The organism is Janthinobacterium sp. 67 (genome assembly GCF_002797895.1).
Lineage (GTDB): Bacteria > Pseudomonadota > Gammaproteobacteria > Burkholderiales > Burkholderiaceae_D > Janthinobacterium.
The window spans coordinates 4,662,892-4,677,335 of sequence record NZ_PGES01000001.1; the positions used below are offsets into that span (position 1 = coordinate 4,662,892).

Here is a 14,444-nt window from a genome sequence, read left to right on the forward strand (position 1 = left end):
CCCGCTGCGGGCGCAGTAGGCGCTACAGCCCACGTGGCCATCATTTTAGCAAAAAAATAACATCGGCGTGTATCGGCTATTTCTTGATTAAAAACACGCGGTGCGCCGGTTTTTCCGCCGCCGAATGCTGATTTTCCGATTTTTCAGCGTCTTTGACATGCACTGCGGCACTACGACAACGTTGTTTTAAAACACAGCCAACATTCCTGCTGGCATGGTTTTGCGGTGTTGCTCGGTTGTTACTGTCGCGCGTTGCGCAGATTGCCCGGCATCGTACCCGTGCTGTAGTTGCTGCGCCACGGATTGATATCGAGGCCGCCGCGGCGCGTATAGCGCGCATACACGGACAGTTTTTGCGGCTTGCACTGACGCAAGATATCGACAAAGATGCGCTCCACGCATTGCTCGTGGAATTCATTGTGCTCGCGGAAACCGATCAGGTAGCGCAACAGGCTTTCCTGGTCGATCTGCGGCCCCGCATACTCGATCTGCACGCTGCCCCAGTCGGGCTGGCCCGTCACCAGGCAATTCGACTTGAGCAAGTGCGAGACGAGTTTTTCTTCCACGGGCGCTTCATCCAGGGCAGCTTTCAGCAGCAGCGGCGAGGGCGTGTATTGCGTGATTTCCAGGTCCAGGCGGTCCAGCAGCACACCATCGAATTCGCCCATTTTCAGCTTGCCGAAATCGTCCTGCAAGGTCAGTTCGACTTGCACGGGGGCGCCGAAACCGTTCGACAAATCCTGCTTGAGCAGGGCCAGCAGCGCTTCGGGGCTGTCCAGTTTGGTCTGGTTGAACGAGTTCAGGTACAGCTTGAACGATTTCGATTCGATGATGTTCGGCGAATCGGCGGGCGCACTGACCTTGGCGATGGCCACCTGCGGCTTGCCGCGCTGGTTCAGCCACGACAGTTCATACGCATTCCAGATGTCAAGGCCGAAGAAGGGCAAGGTGCCGCGCAGTTCCAGCTCGTCGCGCTTGCCCTGGCGCGGAATCGGAAACAGCAATTCCGGCGCGTAATCGGTGCGGTAGGCGGAGCTTTTGCCCAGGGGGGATTGTTCGGCGAGGTCGTTGGTGGTGGTCATGGTCGTGTGGCTACAAATTCTGTGAAGGGTGAATGGTAGCTTATTTCAACCCAACGGCAAGGACCGGGGTCAGACCCGGCGGGGGAATGCGCCCCGGTGGGACGCATTCCGATCGTGAAGCGACTGACCTGTTATTACCCCAGGAATAATTTGTACACAGGATTGCTGCTCTCATCCCAATAGCGGTACCCCAAGGTATCGAGGAAGCGGGCGAATTCTCCCATCTCATCGGGCGGCACTTGCAGGCCGATCAGGATGCGGCCCACGTCGCCGCCCTGGCTGCGGTAGTGGCACAGGGAAATATTCCAGTTCGGCGCCATGCTGTCGAGAAAGCGCATCAGCGCGCCCGGGCGCTCGGGGAATTCGAAGCGGTACAGCAGCTCGTCCTGGGCCAGGCGGCTCTTGCCGCCCACCAGGTGGCGGATGTGCGACTTGGCCAGCTCGTCGTGGGTCAGGTCCAGGGTCTTGAATTCGTGTTCCTCGAAGGTCTTCGCCAGCACGCTCGATTCATGCCGGTCTGCAATCTGGATGCCGACGAACACGTGCGCGGCTTTTTCATCGCTGATGCGGTAATTAAATTCCGTCACGTTGCGCGCGCCGATGAGCGAGCAGAAGCGCTTGAAGCTGCCCCGCTGTTCGCGCATGGTGACGGCAAACACGGCTTCGCGGAATTCGCCCAGTTCAGCCCGTTCCGCCACGAAGCGCAAGCGGTCGAAATTCATGTTCGCGCCGCTGGCGATGGTGACCAGGGTTTCGTTGTTGACGGGGTGCTTGGTCAGGCTGGCCCGTTCCACATAGGCCTTGGCGCCGGCGATGGCCAGCGCGCCGGACGGTTCCAGGATGGAGCGTGTATCCGTAAACACATCCTTGATGGCGGCGCAGATGGCGTCCGTGTCGACGGTGATGATTTCATCGACATACGCCTGCACGAGGCGGAAGGTTTCCTCGCCGGCCAGGCGCACGGCCGTGCCGTCGGCAAACAGGCCCACGTCGTTCAGGGTCACGCGTTCGCCGGCCTTGAGCGAGCGGGCCATGGCGTTCGAATCGACGCTTTGCACGCCGATGATCTTGATGTCAGGGCGAATCTGTTTCACATAGGCGGCAATGCCGGCGATCAAGCCGCCGCCGCCGATGGGGGCGAAGATGGCGTGGATGGGGCCGGCGTGCTGGCGCAGGATTTCCATGCCGATCGTGCCCTGGCCAGCGATCACGTCCGGGTCGTCGAACGGGTGCACGAAGGTCAGCTTCTGTTCCTTTTCCAGGGTCAGCGCATGGTTGTAGGCATCCGTGTACGACTCGCCGTGCAGCACCACTTCCACGTTCACGCCGCCGCGTCCCTTGACCGCCTCGACCTTTACTAGCGGCGTGGTGGTCGGCATGACGATGACGGCACGGCACCCCATGCGCGCGGCCGACAGGGCCACGCCCTGAGCGTGGTTGCCGGCCGAGGCGCAAATCACGCCGCGCTTGCGTTCCGCTTCGCTCAGTTTGGACATCTTGTTGTAGGCGCCCCGAATCTTGAAGCTGAACACGCTTTGCATGTCTTCGCGCTTGAAGTAAATCTGGTTGTTCAGGCGCTGCGACAGGGCAGGGGCCAGTTCCAGCGGCGTTTCGGTGGCGACGTCATAGACGCGGGCGGTCAGGATTTTCTTGAGGTAGTCGATGTTCATAGTCTGCAAGCAAGTGATTCTGGGCCAGAAAGGGTCTGGAGCGTGTCTGTCGATAGCGGCGGCGCGGCGGCGGATAGCCTGGCGACAATAATGCTCTGTGGAACTGCGGGCGGGTATGCCTTTGCCTGCCGGCGCGGATTGTGCGGCGCCCAGGCTGCTCTTCATTATAATGGAGAGCCTTACCTCATCGTGTAGTGTTCCATGATCGAATCCGCAATCGCCTGGCTGCTGCAGCTGATCGCAGCACCGGAAGTCGGGCTGACATCGGTCTTTCTGATCAGCTTTATTTCCGCCACCTTGTTGCCGCTCGGCTCGGAGCCGGCCGTATTTGCCGTCATCAAGGCCAATCCCGCGCTGTTCTGGGCCGCCATCGGCGTCGCCACCCTGGGCAATACCTTGGGCGGCATCGTCGACTACTGGATGGGCTACCGGGCCAAGCAGGCGTTCGCCAAGGAGCGCGACACGCGCTGGTTCCGCTGGCTGGCCCGCTACGGCGCCAAGACCATGCTGCTGGCCTGGCTGCCCATCGTGGGCGACCCGCTGTGTACCCTGGCGGGCTGGCTCAAGCTGCCGTTCTGGCCCAGCGTCGCCTACATGGCCGTCGGCAAGTGCGCGCGCTACCTGACCATGACGGGCTTGCTGCTGTACGTGCCCGATGGCGTATGGCACCGGATCGGCCAGATGCTGGCCTAAATGGGGCTGCCTGCAACGCCAGTTTGCCCCATTTTTGGGCAGATCGATAGTTTGTAGTAGAGCTCAATTATTGGCATTTTTGCGTCAAAAAATCATGAAAACTGGTTTTTTGTTCATGTAAAGGAAAGCTTTTCCGTATTTGCTATGGCAGTCGATGAGGTGCTTAAACCTTGGGCGGCATAAGGCTGTTCCCGCATGGTGCGGCGCAATAAGATAAAATGTACCTTTAGGGTCCAGTCTACATCGTCACCACACTCCATGAACGCTCCCGCACAAATCCAAGCTTTACTGGCAGAAACGCCGAATGGTCCCGCAGCAAGCCGCCTGCGCGAAATCCCGTATAACTACACGTCGTTTTCCGATCGCGAGATCGTCATACGCCTGTTGGGGGAGGACTCCTGGCGCCTGCTCGACGAGTTGCGCGGCGCCCGCCAGACGGGCCGTTCGGCCCGCATGCTGTACGAGGTGCTGGGCGATATCTGGGTCGTGCGCCGCAATCCCTACCTGCAGGACGACTTGCTCGACAATCCGAAGCGCCGCCAGGGCTTGATCGATGCCTTGCATCACCGCCTGGCCGAAGTCGACAAGCGCCGCCTGTCCATCGATGCGGCCGGCGGCGACGCGCTGGCGGCCGGCGAAGCGCCAGAAGTGGCCAAGGCGCGCAGCGCCAACGTGGAGCTGCTGCTGAAAGCGGCCAGCAAGGCCGTGGCCGACTTTGGCGACGAATTCCGCAAGACCTACGACTTGCGCAAGCGCACGGTCAAGGTGCTGGGCCGCTACACGGAAAAACACAATGTGCGCTTCGACGGCATGACGCGCGTGTCGCACGTGACGGACGCCACCGACTGGCGCGTGGAATACCCGTTCGTCGTGCTCACGCCCGACACGGAAGAGGAAATGGCCGGCCTCGTCAAAGGCTGCATCGAGCTGGGGCTGACCATCATCCCGCGCGGCGGCGGCACCGGCTACACGGGCGGCGCGATTCCCCTGACGCCGATGTCGGCCGTCATCAACACGGAAAAACTCATCACCCTGGGTGCCGTGGAAATGACGGTCTTGCCGGGCCTCACGCACGAATACGCGACGATCAATTCGGGCGCGGGCGTGATCACGAATAAAGTGTCGGAAGCGGCCGAGAAGGCCGGTTTCGTGTTTGCCGTCGATCCGACGTCCGCCCATGCTTCGTGCATCGGCGGCAACGTCGCCATGAATGCGGGCGGCAAGAAGGCCGTGCTGTGGGGCACTGCGCTGGACAACCTGGCTTCGTGGCGCATGGTCGACCCGAACGGCGACTGGCTCGACGTCACGCGTCTCGACCATAACCTGGGCAAGATCCACGATATCGCCTTGGCACGCTTCCAGCTGGAATGGCGTCACCCGAGCACGCGCGACGCGACAAAACCGAACGCGCCGTTCAAGACGGAAATTTTGGAAATTCCTGGCCGCAAGTTCCGCAAGGAAGGCCTGGGCAAGGACGTGACCGATAAATTCCTCGCCGGCTTGCCGGGTATCCAGAAAGAAGGCTGCGACGGCCTGATCACGTCGGCGCGCTGGATTTTGCACAAGATGCCGAAGTTCGCCCGCACCGTCTGCCTGGAATTCTTTGGCCAGGCGCGCGACGCGATCCCGTCGATCGTGGAAATCAAGGATTACCTGGACGGCTTGCCGGCCAAGGGCGAGCAATACACGAGCATCCGCCTGGCGGGCCTGGAGCATCTGGACGAGCGCTACCTGCGCGCCGTCGGCTACGCCACGAAGTCGAAGCGGGGCGTGCTGCCGAAGATGGCCCTGTTTGGCGACATTGTCGGCGACGATGAAAATGCCGTCGCGCAAGCGGCGTCGGAAGTCGTGCGCATCGCCAACACCCGCGTGGGCGAAGGTTTTGTCGCCGTCAGCCCGGAAGCGCGCAAAAAGTTCTGGTTAGATCGTGCCCGCACGGCGGCGATCGCCAAGCACACGAATGCGTTCAAGATCAATGAAGACGTGGTGATTCCCCTGAACCGCATGGGCGAATACACGGATGGCATCGAGCGCATCAATATCGAGCTGTCGATCAAGAACAAGCTGCAACTGGCCGACGCCCTGAGCGAATTCTTTGGCAAGGGTAATTTGCCAGTAGGCAAGAGCGATGATGCGTCCGACGACCGTGTCGACGATGCGGAAATGCTGGGCGACCGTGCCGAGCAGGCGCAGCAGTTGCTGGCGCAAGTCACGGCGCGCTGGACCTATCTGCTGGCCCAGCTCGATCGTCCGCTGGCGGACGTGAAGGGCGAATTGGCCGAACTGGGCCTGGAGCGCTTGCTGCCCGTCTTCGATGCACGCCTGGAAACGCAGCCGGCCGCCACCCTGTTCGACGTGGTGCAGGACCGCACCGTGCGCATCACGTGGAAGCAGGAAATCCGCGCCCAGCTGCGCCAGATCTTCAATGGCGCCGCCTTCAAGCTGATCCTCGACGAAGCGACCGCGATTCACGCGCGCATCCTGCGTAGCCGCGTGTTCGTCGCGCTGCACATGCACGCGGGCGACGGCAACGTGCACACGAACTTGCCCGTCAACTCGGACAATTACGAAATGCTGCAAGACGCCCACGAAGCCGTGGGCCGCATCATGATTTTGGCCCGCTCGCTGAACGGCGTCATTTCCGGCGAGCACGGTATCGGCATTACCAAGCTGGAATTTTTGACGGAAGAAGAGATTGGCGACTTCCGCAGTTACAAGCAGCGCATCGATCCGGAAGGCCGTTTCAACAAGGGCAAACTGCTGAACCTGCCAGGCATGGGTGCCGACTTGCGCAATGCCTACACGCCGTCGTTCGGCCTGATGGGCCATGAATCCTTGATCATGCAGCAAAGCGATATCGGCGCCATCGCGGACAGCGTCAAGGATTGCTTGCGTTGCGGCAAGTGCAAACCCGTGTGCTCGACCCACGTGCCGCGTGCCAACTTGCTGTATTCGCCACGCGACAAGATCTTGGCGACCTCGTCCCTGATCGAAGCCTTCCTGTACGAAGAACAGACGCGCCGCGGTATCTCCATCAAGCATTGGGAAGAGTTCGAGGACGTGGCTGACCACTGCACGGTCTGCCATAAATGCGTGACGCCTTGCCCAGTGAACATCGATTTCGGCGACGTGTCGATGAACATGCGCAACTTGCTGCGCAAGATGGACAAGAAGAGCTTCAATCCGGGCACCAAGGCCACGATGATGTTCCTCAACGCCACCGATCCCGTGACCATCAACGCCACGCGCCAGGTCATGATCGGCTGGGGTTACAAGGCGCAGCGCCTGGGTCACGACTTGCTGAAGAAATTTGCCAAGAAGCAGACCAAGGCGCCGCCGCCATCGACGGGCAAGCCGCCCGTCAAGGCGCAGGTGATCCACTTCATCAACAAGAAAATGCCGGGCAACCTGCCGAAGAAATCGGCGCGCGCGCTGCTCGACATCGAAGACGACAAGGTCATCCCGATCATCCGCAATCCGAAGACGACGACGGCCGATACGGAAGCCGTGTTCTACTTCCCCGGTTGCGGTTCGGAACGTTTGTTCTCGCAAGTGGGCCTGGCCACGCAAGCGATGCTGTGGGAAGTGGGCGTGCAGACGGTCTTGCCGCCGGGCTACCTGTGCTGCGGTTATCCGCAACGCGGTGCTGGCGAGTTCGACAAGGCCGAGAAGATGATGACGGACAACCGCGTCCTGTTCCATCGGATGGCCAACACGCTCAATTACCTGGACATCAAGACGGTGCTCGTCTCGTGCGGCACCTGTTACGACCAGCTGGCAACGTACCAGTTCGAGAAGATTTTCCCCGGCTGCCGCATCATGGATATCCATGAGTATCTGCTGGAAAAACAGGTGAAGCTGGAAGGCGTCAACGGCACGCGCTATATGTACCACGAGCCATGCCACAATCCGATGAAGCTGCAGGAATCGGGCAAGACCATCAATTCCCTGATCAGCACGGTAGACAACGTGAAGATCGAGAAGAATGACCGTTGCTGCGGTGAATCGGGTTCGCTGGCCGTCACGCGTCCCGACATTTCCACGCAAGTGCGTTTCCGCAAGGAAGAAGAGATGGTCAAGGGCGCCGACAAGCTGCGCGGCGACGGTTTCACGGGTGACGTGAAAATCCTCACCAGCTGCCCATCGTGCCTGCAAGGCCTCTCGCGCTACAATGACGATTCGGGCACGACGGCCGACTACATCGTCGTCGAGATCGCGAAACACTTGCTGGGAGAGAACTGGATGCCGGATTACGTGAAACGCGCCAATGACGGCGGCATTGAACGGGTGCTGGTGTAATGTCCACGAATTGCGATCTGTGTCAGTTGCTGGACGGCTACGCCAACAAGCAGGGTCTGGAGACCTTGCTGTGGCGCAGCGAGCGCCTGTCCGTCGTGGCCGTCGATGACGCCGCCTATCCCGGCTTTTGCCGCGTGATCTGGAACAAGCACGTCAAGGAAATGACGGATTTGACGCCGGGCGAGCGCAACTACGTCATGGAAGTCGTGTGGCAAGTCGAGCTGGCCGTGCGTGAAGTGATGCAGCCGGAAAAGGTCAACGTGGCCAGTTTCGGCAACATGACGCCGCACGTGCACTGGCACGTGATTCCCCGCTACCGCGACGACGCGCATTTCCCGAACCCCAGCTGGGCCGTGGTCCAGCGCGAGACGGCGCCCGAGGTGCTGGCCGCGCGCCGCGCCCTGCTGCCGGCTCTGCGCGACGCCATCATTCAACGTTTATCCGCATAAAGTATCGTCATGACTGAAAAAGCAGCAACACCGCAACCGACCGGCTTGACCGTGCACAACCAGTCGCGCGTGCTCGACGTGGCTTTCGACGATGGCAGCGAATTTGCGCTGCCGTTCGAATACCTGCGCGTGTACTCGCCGTCGGCCGAAGTGCAGGGCCATGGCAAGGGCCAGGAAACCTTGCAACTGGGCAAACGTCTGGTCGGCATCACGGGCATCGAGCCGGTCGGCAACTACGCCGTGCAGCCCACCTTCAGCGATGGCCACAATTCCGGCCTCTACACCTGGGCCTATCTGTACAAGCTGGGCGCCGAGCAAGCGACTCTGTGGCAGGATTACCTGGACCGCCTGGCGGCAGCCGGCTACCCGGGCGACAGCGGCCGCGACGCCAAGGCGGACATGACGGTCAAGCAGTCGTCCGGCGGCCATGTGCACGGACCGAGCTGCGGGCATAAGCATTAAGCTGAAAAAATAATGCGGTAAGCTTGTCGGATTGCCGCATATCCATTCGTCGTATGAATGCCCGCGCTTGCGGGCATTTTTCTTTTGGAGAAGAGACTATGGAATACCTGATCCTGATCTATGCCGACGAGGCGCGCTATGCCGCCATGGAAGACGGGCAGATGGCCAGCCTGATGGCCGACTTTGCCAGCTATACGCAGGCGCTGGAGGCGGCCGGCGTGTTGCGCGGCGGGGCCGAGCTGGCGCCCGTGGCCAGCGCCACCAGCGTGCGGGTGCGCAATGGCAAGCCCGTCATCACGGATGGGCCGTTCGCGGAAACCAAGGAGCAGTTGGGCGGCTACTATCTGCTAGCCTGCGCCAACCTGGACGAGGCGCTGGCTTGGGCCGGGCGTTGCCCGGTGGCCTCCTTGGGCACCATCGAAGTGCGGCCCGTGACGGCTTGACGATGGCCGGCGACGCCATTGCGGCCGTCGAGCACGTCTTTCGCCAGGAAAGGGGCAGGGTGCTGGCCGGCCTGATGCGGCGTTTCGGCGACCTGGGCCTGGCGGAAGATGTGTTACAGGAAGCGTGCCGCAAGGCGCTGGAACTGTGGCCGCGCACGGGCATCCCCGATAATCCCGCCGCCTGGCTCAGTTCCGTGGCGCGCAATGCGGGCCTCGATCACGTGCGCCGGGCGGGCAAGAGCGTCGGCGAGGCCGAGGCCGTGTTCTCCGGCCTGCCTGCTCCCGTGATTGAAGAAGCGCAGGCCATCGTGGACGATCGCCTGCGCCTGCTGTTCATCTGCTGCCATCCCGCGCTGGCGCCCGAGGCGCAGGTGGCGCTGGCCCTGCGCACCCTGTGTGGCCTGTCTACGGGCGAGATCGCGCGCGCTTTCGGCGTGGCGGAAACGGCCCTGTCGCAGCGGCTGTTGCGCGCCAGGCGCAAGATCGCCGAAGCGCGCATCCCCTTCGAGTTGCCACCGGAGCAAGACTGGCCGCAACGGCTGGCGCAAGTGCTGCACGTGATTTACCTGGTGTTCAGCGAAGGCTATTGCGCCAGCGGCGGCGAGACCCTGCTGCGCGCCGACTTGTGCGCGGAAGCGCTGCGCCTGGGGCGGTTGCTGGACAGCCTGCAGCCGGGTCAGCCGGAAGTGCAGGGGCTATTGGCCCTGATGTTGCTGCAGGCGTCGCGCGGCCCGGCCCGTTTGTCGCCCGAGGGGCATTTGCTGACCCTGGAAGAGCAGGACCGCGGCCTGTGGCAGGGCGACCTGATTGCCGAGGGACTGGCCGTGCTGGAGCTGGCCTTGCCGGCGCGCGCGCCAGGGCCATATCAGCTGCAGGCAGCGATTGCCGCCTTGCACGCCAAAGCGCCCGTGGCCGGGCAGACGGACTGGCGCCAGATCAGCGCCCTGTACGGCGCCTTGTTGCGTCACAAGCCGGAACCGTTGATTTTGCTCAACGCCGTCATCGCCTGCGCCATGGCGCATGGGGCCGCACACGGCCTGGCGTGGCTCGATCGCCTGGAAGCCGTGCCCAGCCTGGCGCAATCGCATTATCTGCATGCGGCCCAGGCCGACTTGCTGCGCCGCCAGGGCGACCGGCAGGGGGCGCTGGCCGCGTATGCCCAGGCGGCCATGCAGGCTTCGAATGCAGTGGAAAGGCAATACCTTCTCCGGCGTCACGGGGAAATGCGCCTGCCGCTTGTATAATGCTCCCAAGTTCAAACAGACTGCCTACCATGACCAATACGACCCATTTCGGATACAAAACAGTTGCAGAAGACGACAAAGTGCGCGAAGTCGCCAAGGTGTTCCATTCCGTCGCTGCCAAATACGATGTGATGAACGACTTGATGTCGGGCGGGCTGCACCGTCTGTGGAAGACGTTCACCATTGCCAACGCGGGCGTGCGCCCCGGTTTCAAGGTGCTCGACATCGCCGGCGGCACGGGCGACCTGTCGAAGGCGTTTGCCAAGCAGGCGGGTCCTACCGGCGAAGTCTGGCTGACCGATATCAATGAATCGATGTTGCGCGTGGGCCGCGACCGCCTCTTGAATCGCGGCTTGCTCACCCCCACCATGTTGTGTGACGCGGAAAAACTGCCATTCCCCGACAATTATTTTGACCGTGTCAGCGTGGCCTTTGGCCTGCGCAACATGACGCACAAGGATGTGGCGCTGGCGGAAATGCGCCGCGTGCTGAAACCGGGCGGCAAGCTGCTGGTGCTGGAGTTTTCCAAGGTGGCCGCTCCCCTGCAAAAGCCGTACGACCTGTATTCGTTCTCGGTCTTGCCATGGTTCGGACAGAAAATCGCGGGCGACGCGGAAAGCTACCGCTACCTGGCTGAATCGATCCGCATGCATCCGGACCAGGAAACCCTGAAGACCATGATGGAAACGGCGGGCCTGGAACGCGTGCAGTACTACAATTTGACGGCAGGCATTGCCGCTTTGCACACCGGCATCAAAATGTAATGCATCAATGTTGGTGTTTTTAGGAGATGGAATGAAATTGAAGAAATTTATGGTCGGCATGATGCTGGCCGCGACCACGGTATCCATGCTGGGCGAGGCGCTGGCCCGTCCCATGGGCGGTGGCCGTTCGTTTGGCCGCCAGTCGCAAAACGTGGGTCGCCAGGCTCCCGCACCGGCCCCAGCGCCGGCACCGGCCGCCGCGCCACGCCAGGCGCAACCTGCGCCGGCTCCCGCGCCAGCCCCTGCCGCCAAGGCACCTAGCCGCTGGAAGGGTTTATTGGGCGGAGCACTGCTGGGCCTGGGCCTGGGCGCCTTGCTGTCGCATTTCGGCCTGGGCGGCGCCCTGGCCAGCATGATCAGCACCCTGCTGATGGTGGCCTTGCTGGCCGGCGTGGCCTTCTTTATCTACCGCATGGTACGTGGCAAGCGCGACAACAATACCGGCGGCAATGCGCCGTTCGCCGGTTTCGGCAACCAGCCTGCGCCGGCGGGCAACGTGCCTGACATCGGTTCGGCCATCCCGCCACTGCCGCCGCTGCAGCCCGTCTCGTCCGGCGTAGGCCTGGACAAGCCGGCCCCGGCTGCCGCGCCATGGGGCGTGCCAAGCGACTTCGACAAGGATGCCTTCCTGCGCCACGCGAAAAGCAATTTTATCCGCCTGCAAGCGGCCTGGGACAAGGCCGACGTCAACGACATCCGCGAATTCACGTCGCCGGAAGTGTATGCGGAACTGCGCATGCAAATCCAGGAGCGGGGCGCGCAGCCGGACTTTACCGATGTCGTCACCATCGATGCAGAACTGCTGGGCATCGAGACGAGCGTCAACGATTACCTGGCCAGCGTGAAGTTTACTGGCCTGATCCGTTCGGCGCCGGGCGCTGCGGCGGAACCGTTCGCGGAAGTGTGGAATATGTCGAAACCCGTCAGCGGCAATAGCGGCTGGGTATTGGCGGGCATCCAGCAATTGAATTAATTGCAAAAACTTGCTGAATATTGGCTTAAGTCCATGCGGAATGCATGATGCTTGACAGATATTTCCTGCTGAACTGGTAAGATCGAAACCGCCCGCGTTGTCATACGGGCGGTTTTTTCTTTTTGGGGGCGCGAAGCGCGCAACATGATGGCACCACTTTCCGATCTTTCTATGATGACGCCCGTCATCGCGACACTCAACCACCTGCTGGCGCAGGAGCCGTGGGCGCGCCAGCAGCTGGCCGTGCATGCGGGCAAGCTGGCCTGCATCGACACGGGTGCCGTGGCCTTGCGCCTGCGCGTCGACAGCGCCGGCATGCTGGAAACGGCGCCGGCCGACATGCCGGCCAGCGTCACCATCCGCGTGAAATTGTCCGACGTGCCGCTGATCCTGCAAAACCGCGAGCGGGCGTTTTCCTACGTCAAGATTGAAGGCGATGCCGAGTTTGCCAATGCGATTTCGCAATTGAGCAAGGGCTTGCGCTGGGAAGCGGAGCACGACCTGGAAAAGGTCGTCGGCCCCATGCTGGCCACGCGCCTCGTTGCCGGTGCGAAGGATGCGGCCGCCTTTGTGCGCACGGGCCAGCAAAAGCTGGCGGAAAACGTGGCCGAATATTTTCTCGACGAACAGCCCATGCTGATCCGTCCTTCTACCCTGCAAGAGTATTCCGCTGGCGTGACGCGCGTGCGCGATGACGTCGAACGCCTGGCCAAGCGCCTTGCCCGGCTGGAAAAGGCGGCCGCCGCCGTCCAGCCGCAGTCCTCCTCACCGGATTTGTCTACATGATATTGAAATTCCTGCGCCTGTTTAAAATCATCCGTGTTTCCATCAAGTACGGTTTGGATGAGATAGCGATTTCTGGTCTGCAAGTTCCCCGCACCGCCAAATTGATCGACACCCTGATTTTCTGGCGCGACCTGTCGTCGCCACGGGGCTTGCGCCTGCGCCTGGCGCTGGAAGAGCTGGGCCCGATCTTCGTCAAGTTCGGCCAGGTGCTGTCGACCCGGCGCGACCTGATGCCGCCCGACATCGCCGAAGAACTGGCGCGCCTGCAAGACCGGGTGCCGCCTTTCGATTCCGACCTGGCCATCGCGCAAATCACCCGGTCGCTCGGCGCCCACCCGGACCAGTTGTTTGCCCGCTTCGAGCGCGAACCGGTGGCGTCCGCTTCAATTGCCCAGGTGCACTTTGCCACCTTGAAGGATGGCAAGGAGGTGGCCGTGAAGGTCTTGCGCCCCGGCATGAAAAAGCTGATCGACGAAGACGTGGCCCTGATGCACATCGCCGCCGGCTGGATCAGCCGCCTGTGGGCCGACAGCAAGCGCTTGAAACCCAAGGAAGTGGTGGGCGAGTTCGACAAATACCTGCACGACGAGCTGGACCTGATGCGCGAGGCGGCCAATGCCAGCCAGCTGCGCCGCAACTTCGCCAACTCGAACTTGCTGCTGGTGCCGGAAATGCACTGGGATTACTGTTCCAGCAGCGTCATCGTGATGGAACGCATGTATGGGATTCCCGTGTCGCAGACCGAGCGCCTGGTGGCGGCCGGCGTGGATTTGCGCAAACTGTCCAGCGATGGCGTGGAAATTTTCTTCACGCAAGTGTTCCGCGATGGCTTTTTCCATGCGGACATGCACCCGGGCAATATTCTCGTGTCCATCGCCCCCGAGTCGTTCGGCCGCTACATCGCGCTCGACTTCGGCATCGTCGGCACGTTGAACGACTATGACAAGGATTATTTGTCGCAAAACTTCCTCGCCTTCTTCCGCCGCGACTACAAACGCGTGGCCGAGGCGCATATCGAATCGGGCTGGGCGCCGAAGGACACGCGCGTCGATGAGCTGGAAGCGGCCGTGCGCGCCTGCTGCGAGCCGATCTTCGACCGTCCGCTGAAAGATATTTCTTTTGGGCAAGTCTTGCTGCGCCTGTTCCAGACCTCGCGCCGCTTCAACGTGGAAGTGCAGCCGCAACTGGTGCTGCTGCAAAAGACCCTGCTCAATATCGAAGGCCTGGGCCGCCAGCTGGATCCGGAACTGGACCTGTGGCAAACGGCCAAGCCCTATCTGGAAAAATGGATGAGCAACCAGGTGGGCCCGCAAGGTTTCATGGAGCGTTTGCGCGCCGAGGCGCCCCGCTATGCGCACATCTTCCCGCAACTGCCGCGCTTGCTGCACCAGGCCTTGACCGTGCATGGCGAGCCGCGTGAAAACGATGTGGAACTGATGAAAACCTTGCTGGCGGAACAACGCCAGACGAACCGCCTGCTGAGCTTTATCGTGTACTTCGTGGGCGCCTTCGCCCTCGGCGCGCTGGGCTTGCAAGTGTTCATGCGCTGGCATCAACTGCCGTTTTAAAGGCTGAGGAC

Annotated in this window: 12 protein-coding genes; 10 read left to right on the forward strand and 2 right to left on the reverse strand. The window is 61.7% G+C overall.

Going from position 1 to position 14,444, the window contains the following annotated elements; translation table 11 throughout:
• Window positions 1-239 precede the first annotated feature (239 nt).
• Both queF and ilvA read right to left on the reverse strand, forming a co-directional pair.
• Window positions 240-1,082 carry an NADPH-dependent 7-cyano-7-deazaguanine reductase QueF gene (gene queF, locus CLU90_RS20920; protein ID WP_092718390.1) on the reverse strand — a complete coding sequence of 281 codons (843 nt, stop codon included), beginning with the start codon at window positions 1,080-1,082 and terminating at the stop codon, window positions 240-242.
• 134 nt (window positions 1,083-1,216) lie between these two features.
• Entirely contained in the window at window positions 1,217-2,752 is a 1,536-nt protein-coding gene (ilvA, locus tag CLU90_RS20925; RefSeq protein ID WP_034753344.1) for a threonine ammonia-lyase, biosynthetic, read from the reverse strand.
• A 201-nt stretch (window positions 2,753-2,953) separates the two neighbouring features.
• Here ilvA and CLU90_RS20930 point away from each other — a divergent pair, with 201 nt between their 5' ends.
• The 10 genes from CLU90_RS20930 to ubiB all read left to right on the forward strand — a co-directional run bounded on the left by CLU90_RS20930 (window position 2,954) and on the right by ubiB (window position 14,433).
• On the forward strand, window positions 2,954-3,445 hold the full coding sequence (locus CLU90_RS20930; RefSeq protein WP_092718393.1) for a YqaA family protein: 492 nt from the start codon (window positions 2,954-2,956) through the stop codon (window positions 3,443-3,445).
• A 258-nt stretch (window positions 3,446-3,703) separates the two neighbouring features.
• Entirely contained in the window at window positions 3,704-7,744 is a 4,041-nt protein-coding gene (locus tag CLU90_RS20935; RefSeq protein ID WP_100428835.1) for a DUF3683 domain-containing protein, read from the forward strand.
• Window positions 7,744-8,193, forward strand: coding sequence for an HIT family protein (locus tag CLU90_RS20940; RefSeq protein WP_100428836.1), 450 nt, complete (start codon window positions 7,744-7,746; stop codon window positions 8,191-8,193). Before CLU90_RS20935 ends, CLU90_RS20940 begins: the two co-directional genes overlap by 1 nt.
• Window positions 8,194-8,202: 9 nt before the next feature.
• Window positions 8,203-8,655 carry a gamma-butyrobetaine hydroxylase-like domain-containing protein gene (locus CLU90_RS20945; RefSeq protein WP_092718401.1) on the forward strand — a complete coding sequence of 151 codons (453 nt, stop codon included), beginning with the start codon at window positions 8,203-8,205 and terminating at the stop codon, window positions 8,653-8,655.
• A 98-nt stretch (window positions 8,656-8,753) separates the two neighbouring features.
• Window positions 8,754-9,098 carry a YciI family protein gene (locus CLU90_RS20950; protein WP_092718403.1) on the forward strand — a complete coding sequence of 115 codons (345 nt, stop codon included), beginning with the start codon at window positions 8,754-8,756 and terminating at the stop codon, window positions 9,096-9,098.
• A 2-nt stretch (window positions 9,099-9,100) separates the two neighbouring features.
• Window positions 9,101-10,342 (forward strand): RNA polymerase sigma factor, encoded by a 1,242-nt coding sequence (locus CLU90_RS20955; protein ID WP_100428837.1) that lies wholly within the window; start codon window positions 9,101-9,103, stop codon window positions 10,340-10,342.
• Window positions 10,343-10,371: 29 nt separating this feature from the next.
• A complete protein-coding gene (ubiE, locus tag CLU90_RS20960) occupies window positions 10,372-11,106 on the forward strand; it encodes a bifunctional demethylmenaquinone methyltransferase/2-methoxy-6-polyprenyl-1,4-benzoquinol methylase UbiE (RefSeq protein ID WP_034778407.1) in 735 nt (244 codons plus the stop codon).
• A 31-nt stretch (window positions 11,107-11,137) separates the two neighbouring features.
• The gene (locus tag CLU90_RS20965) at window positions 11,138-12,079 is read left to right on the forward strand and encodes a Tim44 domain-containing protein (protein ID WP_100428838.1); all 942 of its coding nucleotides are present in this window, start codon (window positions 11,138-11,140) and stop codon (window positions 12,077-12,079) included.
• 147 nt (window positions 12,080-12,226) lie between these two features.
• Window positions 12,227-12,865 carry a ubiquinone biosynthesis accessory factor UbiJ gene (locus tag CLU90_RS20970; RefSeq protein WP_232731399.1) on the forward strand — a complete coding sequence of 213 codons (639 nt, stop codon included), beginning with the start codon at window positions 12,227-12,229 and terminating at the stop codon, window positions 12,863-12,865.
• Window positions 12,862-14,433 carry a ubiquinone biosynthesis regulatory protein kinase UbiB gene (ubiB, locus tag CLU90_RS20975; protein WP_092718411.1) on the forward strand — a complete coding sequence of 524 codons (1,572 nt, stop codon included), beginning with the start codon at window positions 12,862-12,864 and terminating at the stop codon, window positions 14,431-14,433. Before CLU90_RS20970 ends, ubiB begins: the two co-directional genes overlap by 4 nt.
• Window positions 14,434-14,444: the final 11 nt, after the last annotated feature.

Coding starts and splice junctions, on each gene's coding strand:
- ilvA (WP_034753344.1), bottom strand. CDS start 2,752: ATGAACATCGACTACCTCAAGAAAATCCTGACCGCCCGCGTCTATGAC.
- CLU90_RS20950 (WP_092718403.1), top strand. CDS start 8,754: ATGGAATACCTGATCCTGATCTATGCCGACGAGGCGCGCTATGCCGCC.
- CLU90_RS20935 (WP_100428835.1), top strand. CDS start 3,704: ATGAACGCTCCCGCACAAATCCAAGCTTTACTGGCAGAAACGCCGAAT.
- CLU90_RS20970 (WP_232731399.1), top strand. CDS start 12,227: ATGGCACCACTTTCCGATCTTTCTATGATGACGCCCGTCATCGCGACA.
- CLU90_RS20945 (WP_092718401.1), top strand. CDS start 8,203: ATGACTGAAAAAGCAGCAACACCGCAACCGACCGGCTTGACCGTGCAC.
- ubiE (WP_034778407.1), top strand. CDS start 10,372: ATGACCAATACGACCCATTTCGGATACAAAACAGTTGCAGAAGACGAC.
- CLU90_RS20940 (WP_100428836.1), top strand. CDS start 7,744: ATGTCCACGAATTGCGATCTGTGTCAGTTGCTGGACGGCTACGCCAAC.
- queF (WP_092718390.1), bottom strand. CDS start 1,082: ATGACCACCACCAACGACCTCGCCGAACAATCCCCCCTGGGCAAAAGC.
- CLU90_RS20965 (WP_100428838.1), top strand. CDS start 11,138: ATGAAATTGAAGAAATTTATGGTCGGCATGATGCTGGCCGCGACCACG.
- CLU90_RS20930 (WP_092718393.1), top strand. CDS start 2,954: ATGATCGAATCCGCAATCGCCTGGCTGCTGCAGCTGATCGCAGCACCG.
- ubiB (WP_092718411.1), top strand. CDS start 12,862: ATGATATTGAAATTCCTGCGCCTGTTTAAAATCATCCGTGTTTCCATC.
- CLU90_RS20955 (WP_100428837.1), top strand. CDS start 9,101: ATGGCCGGCGACGCCATTGCGGCCGTCGAGCACGTCTTTCGCCAGGAA.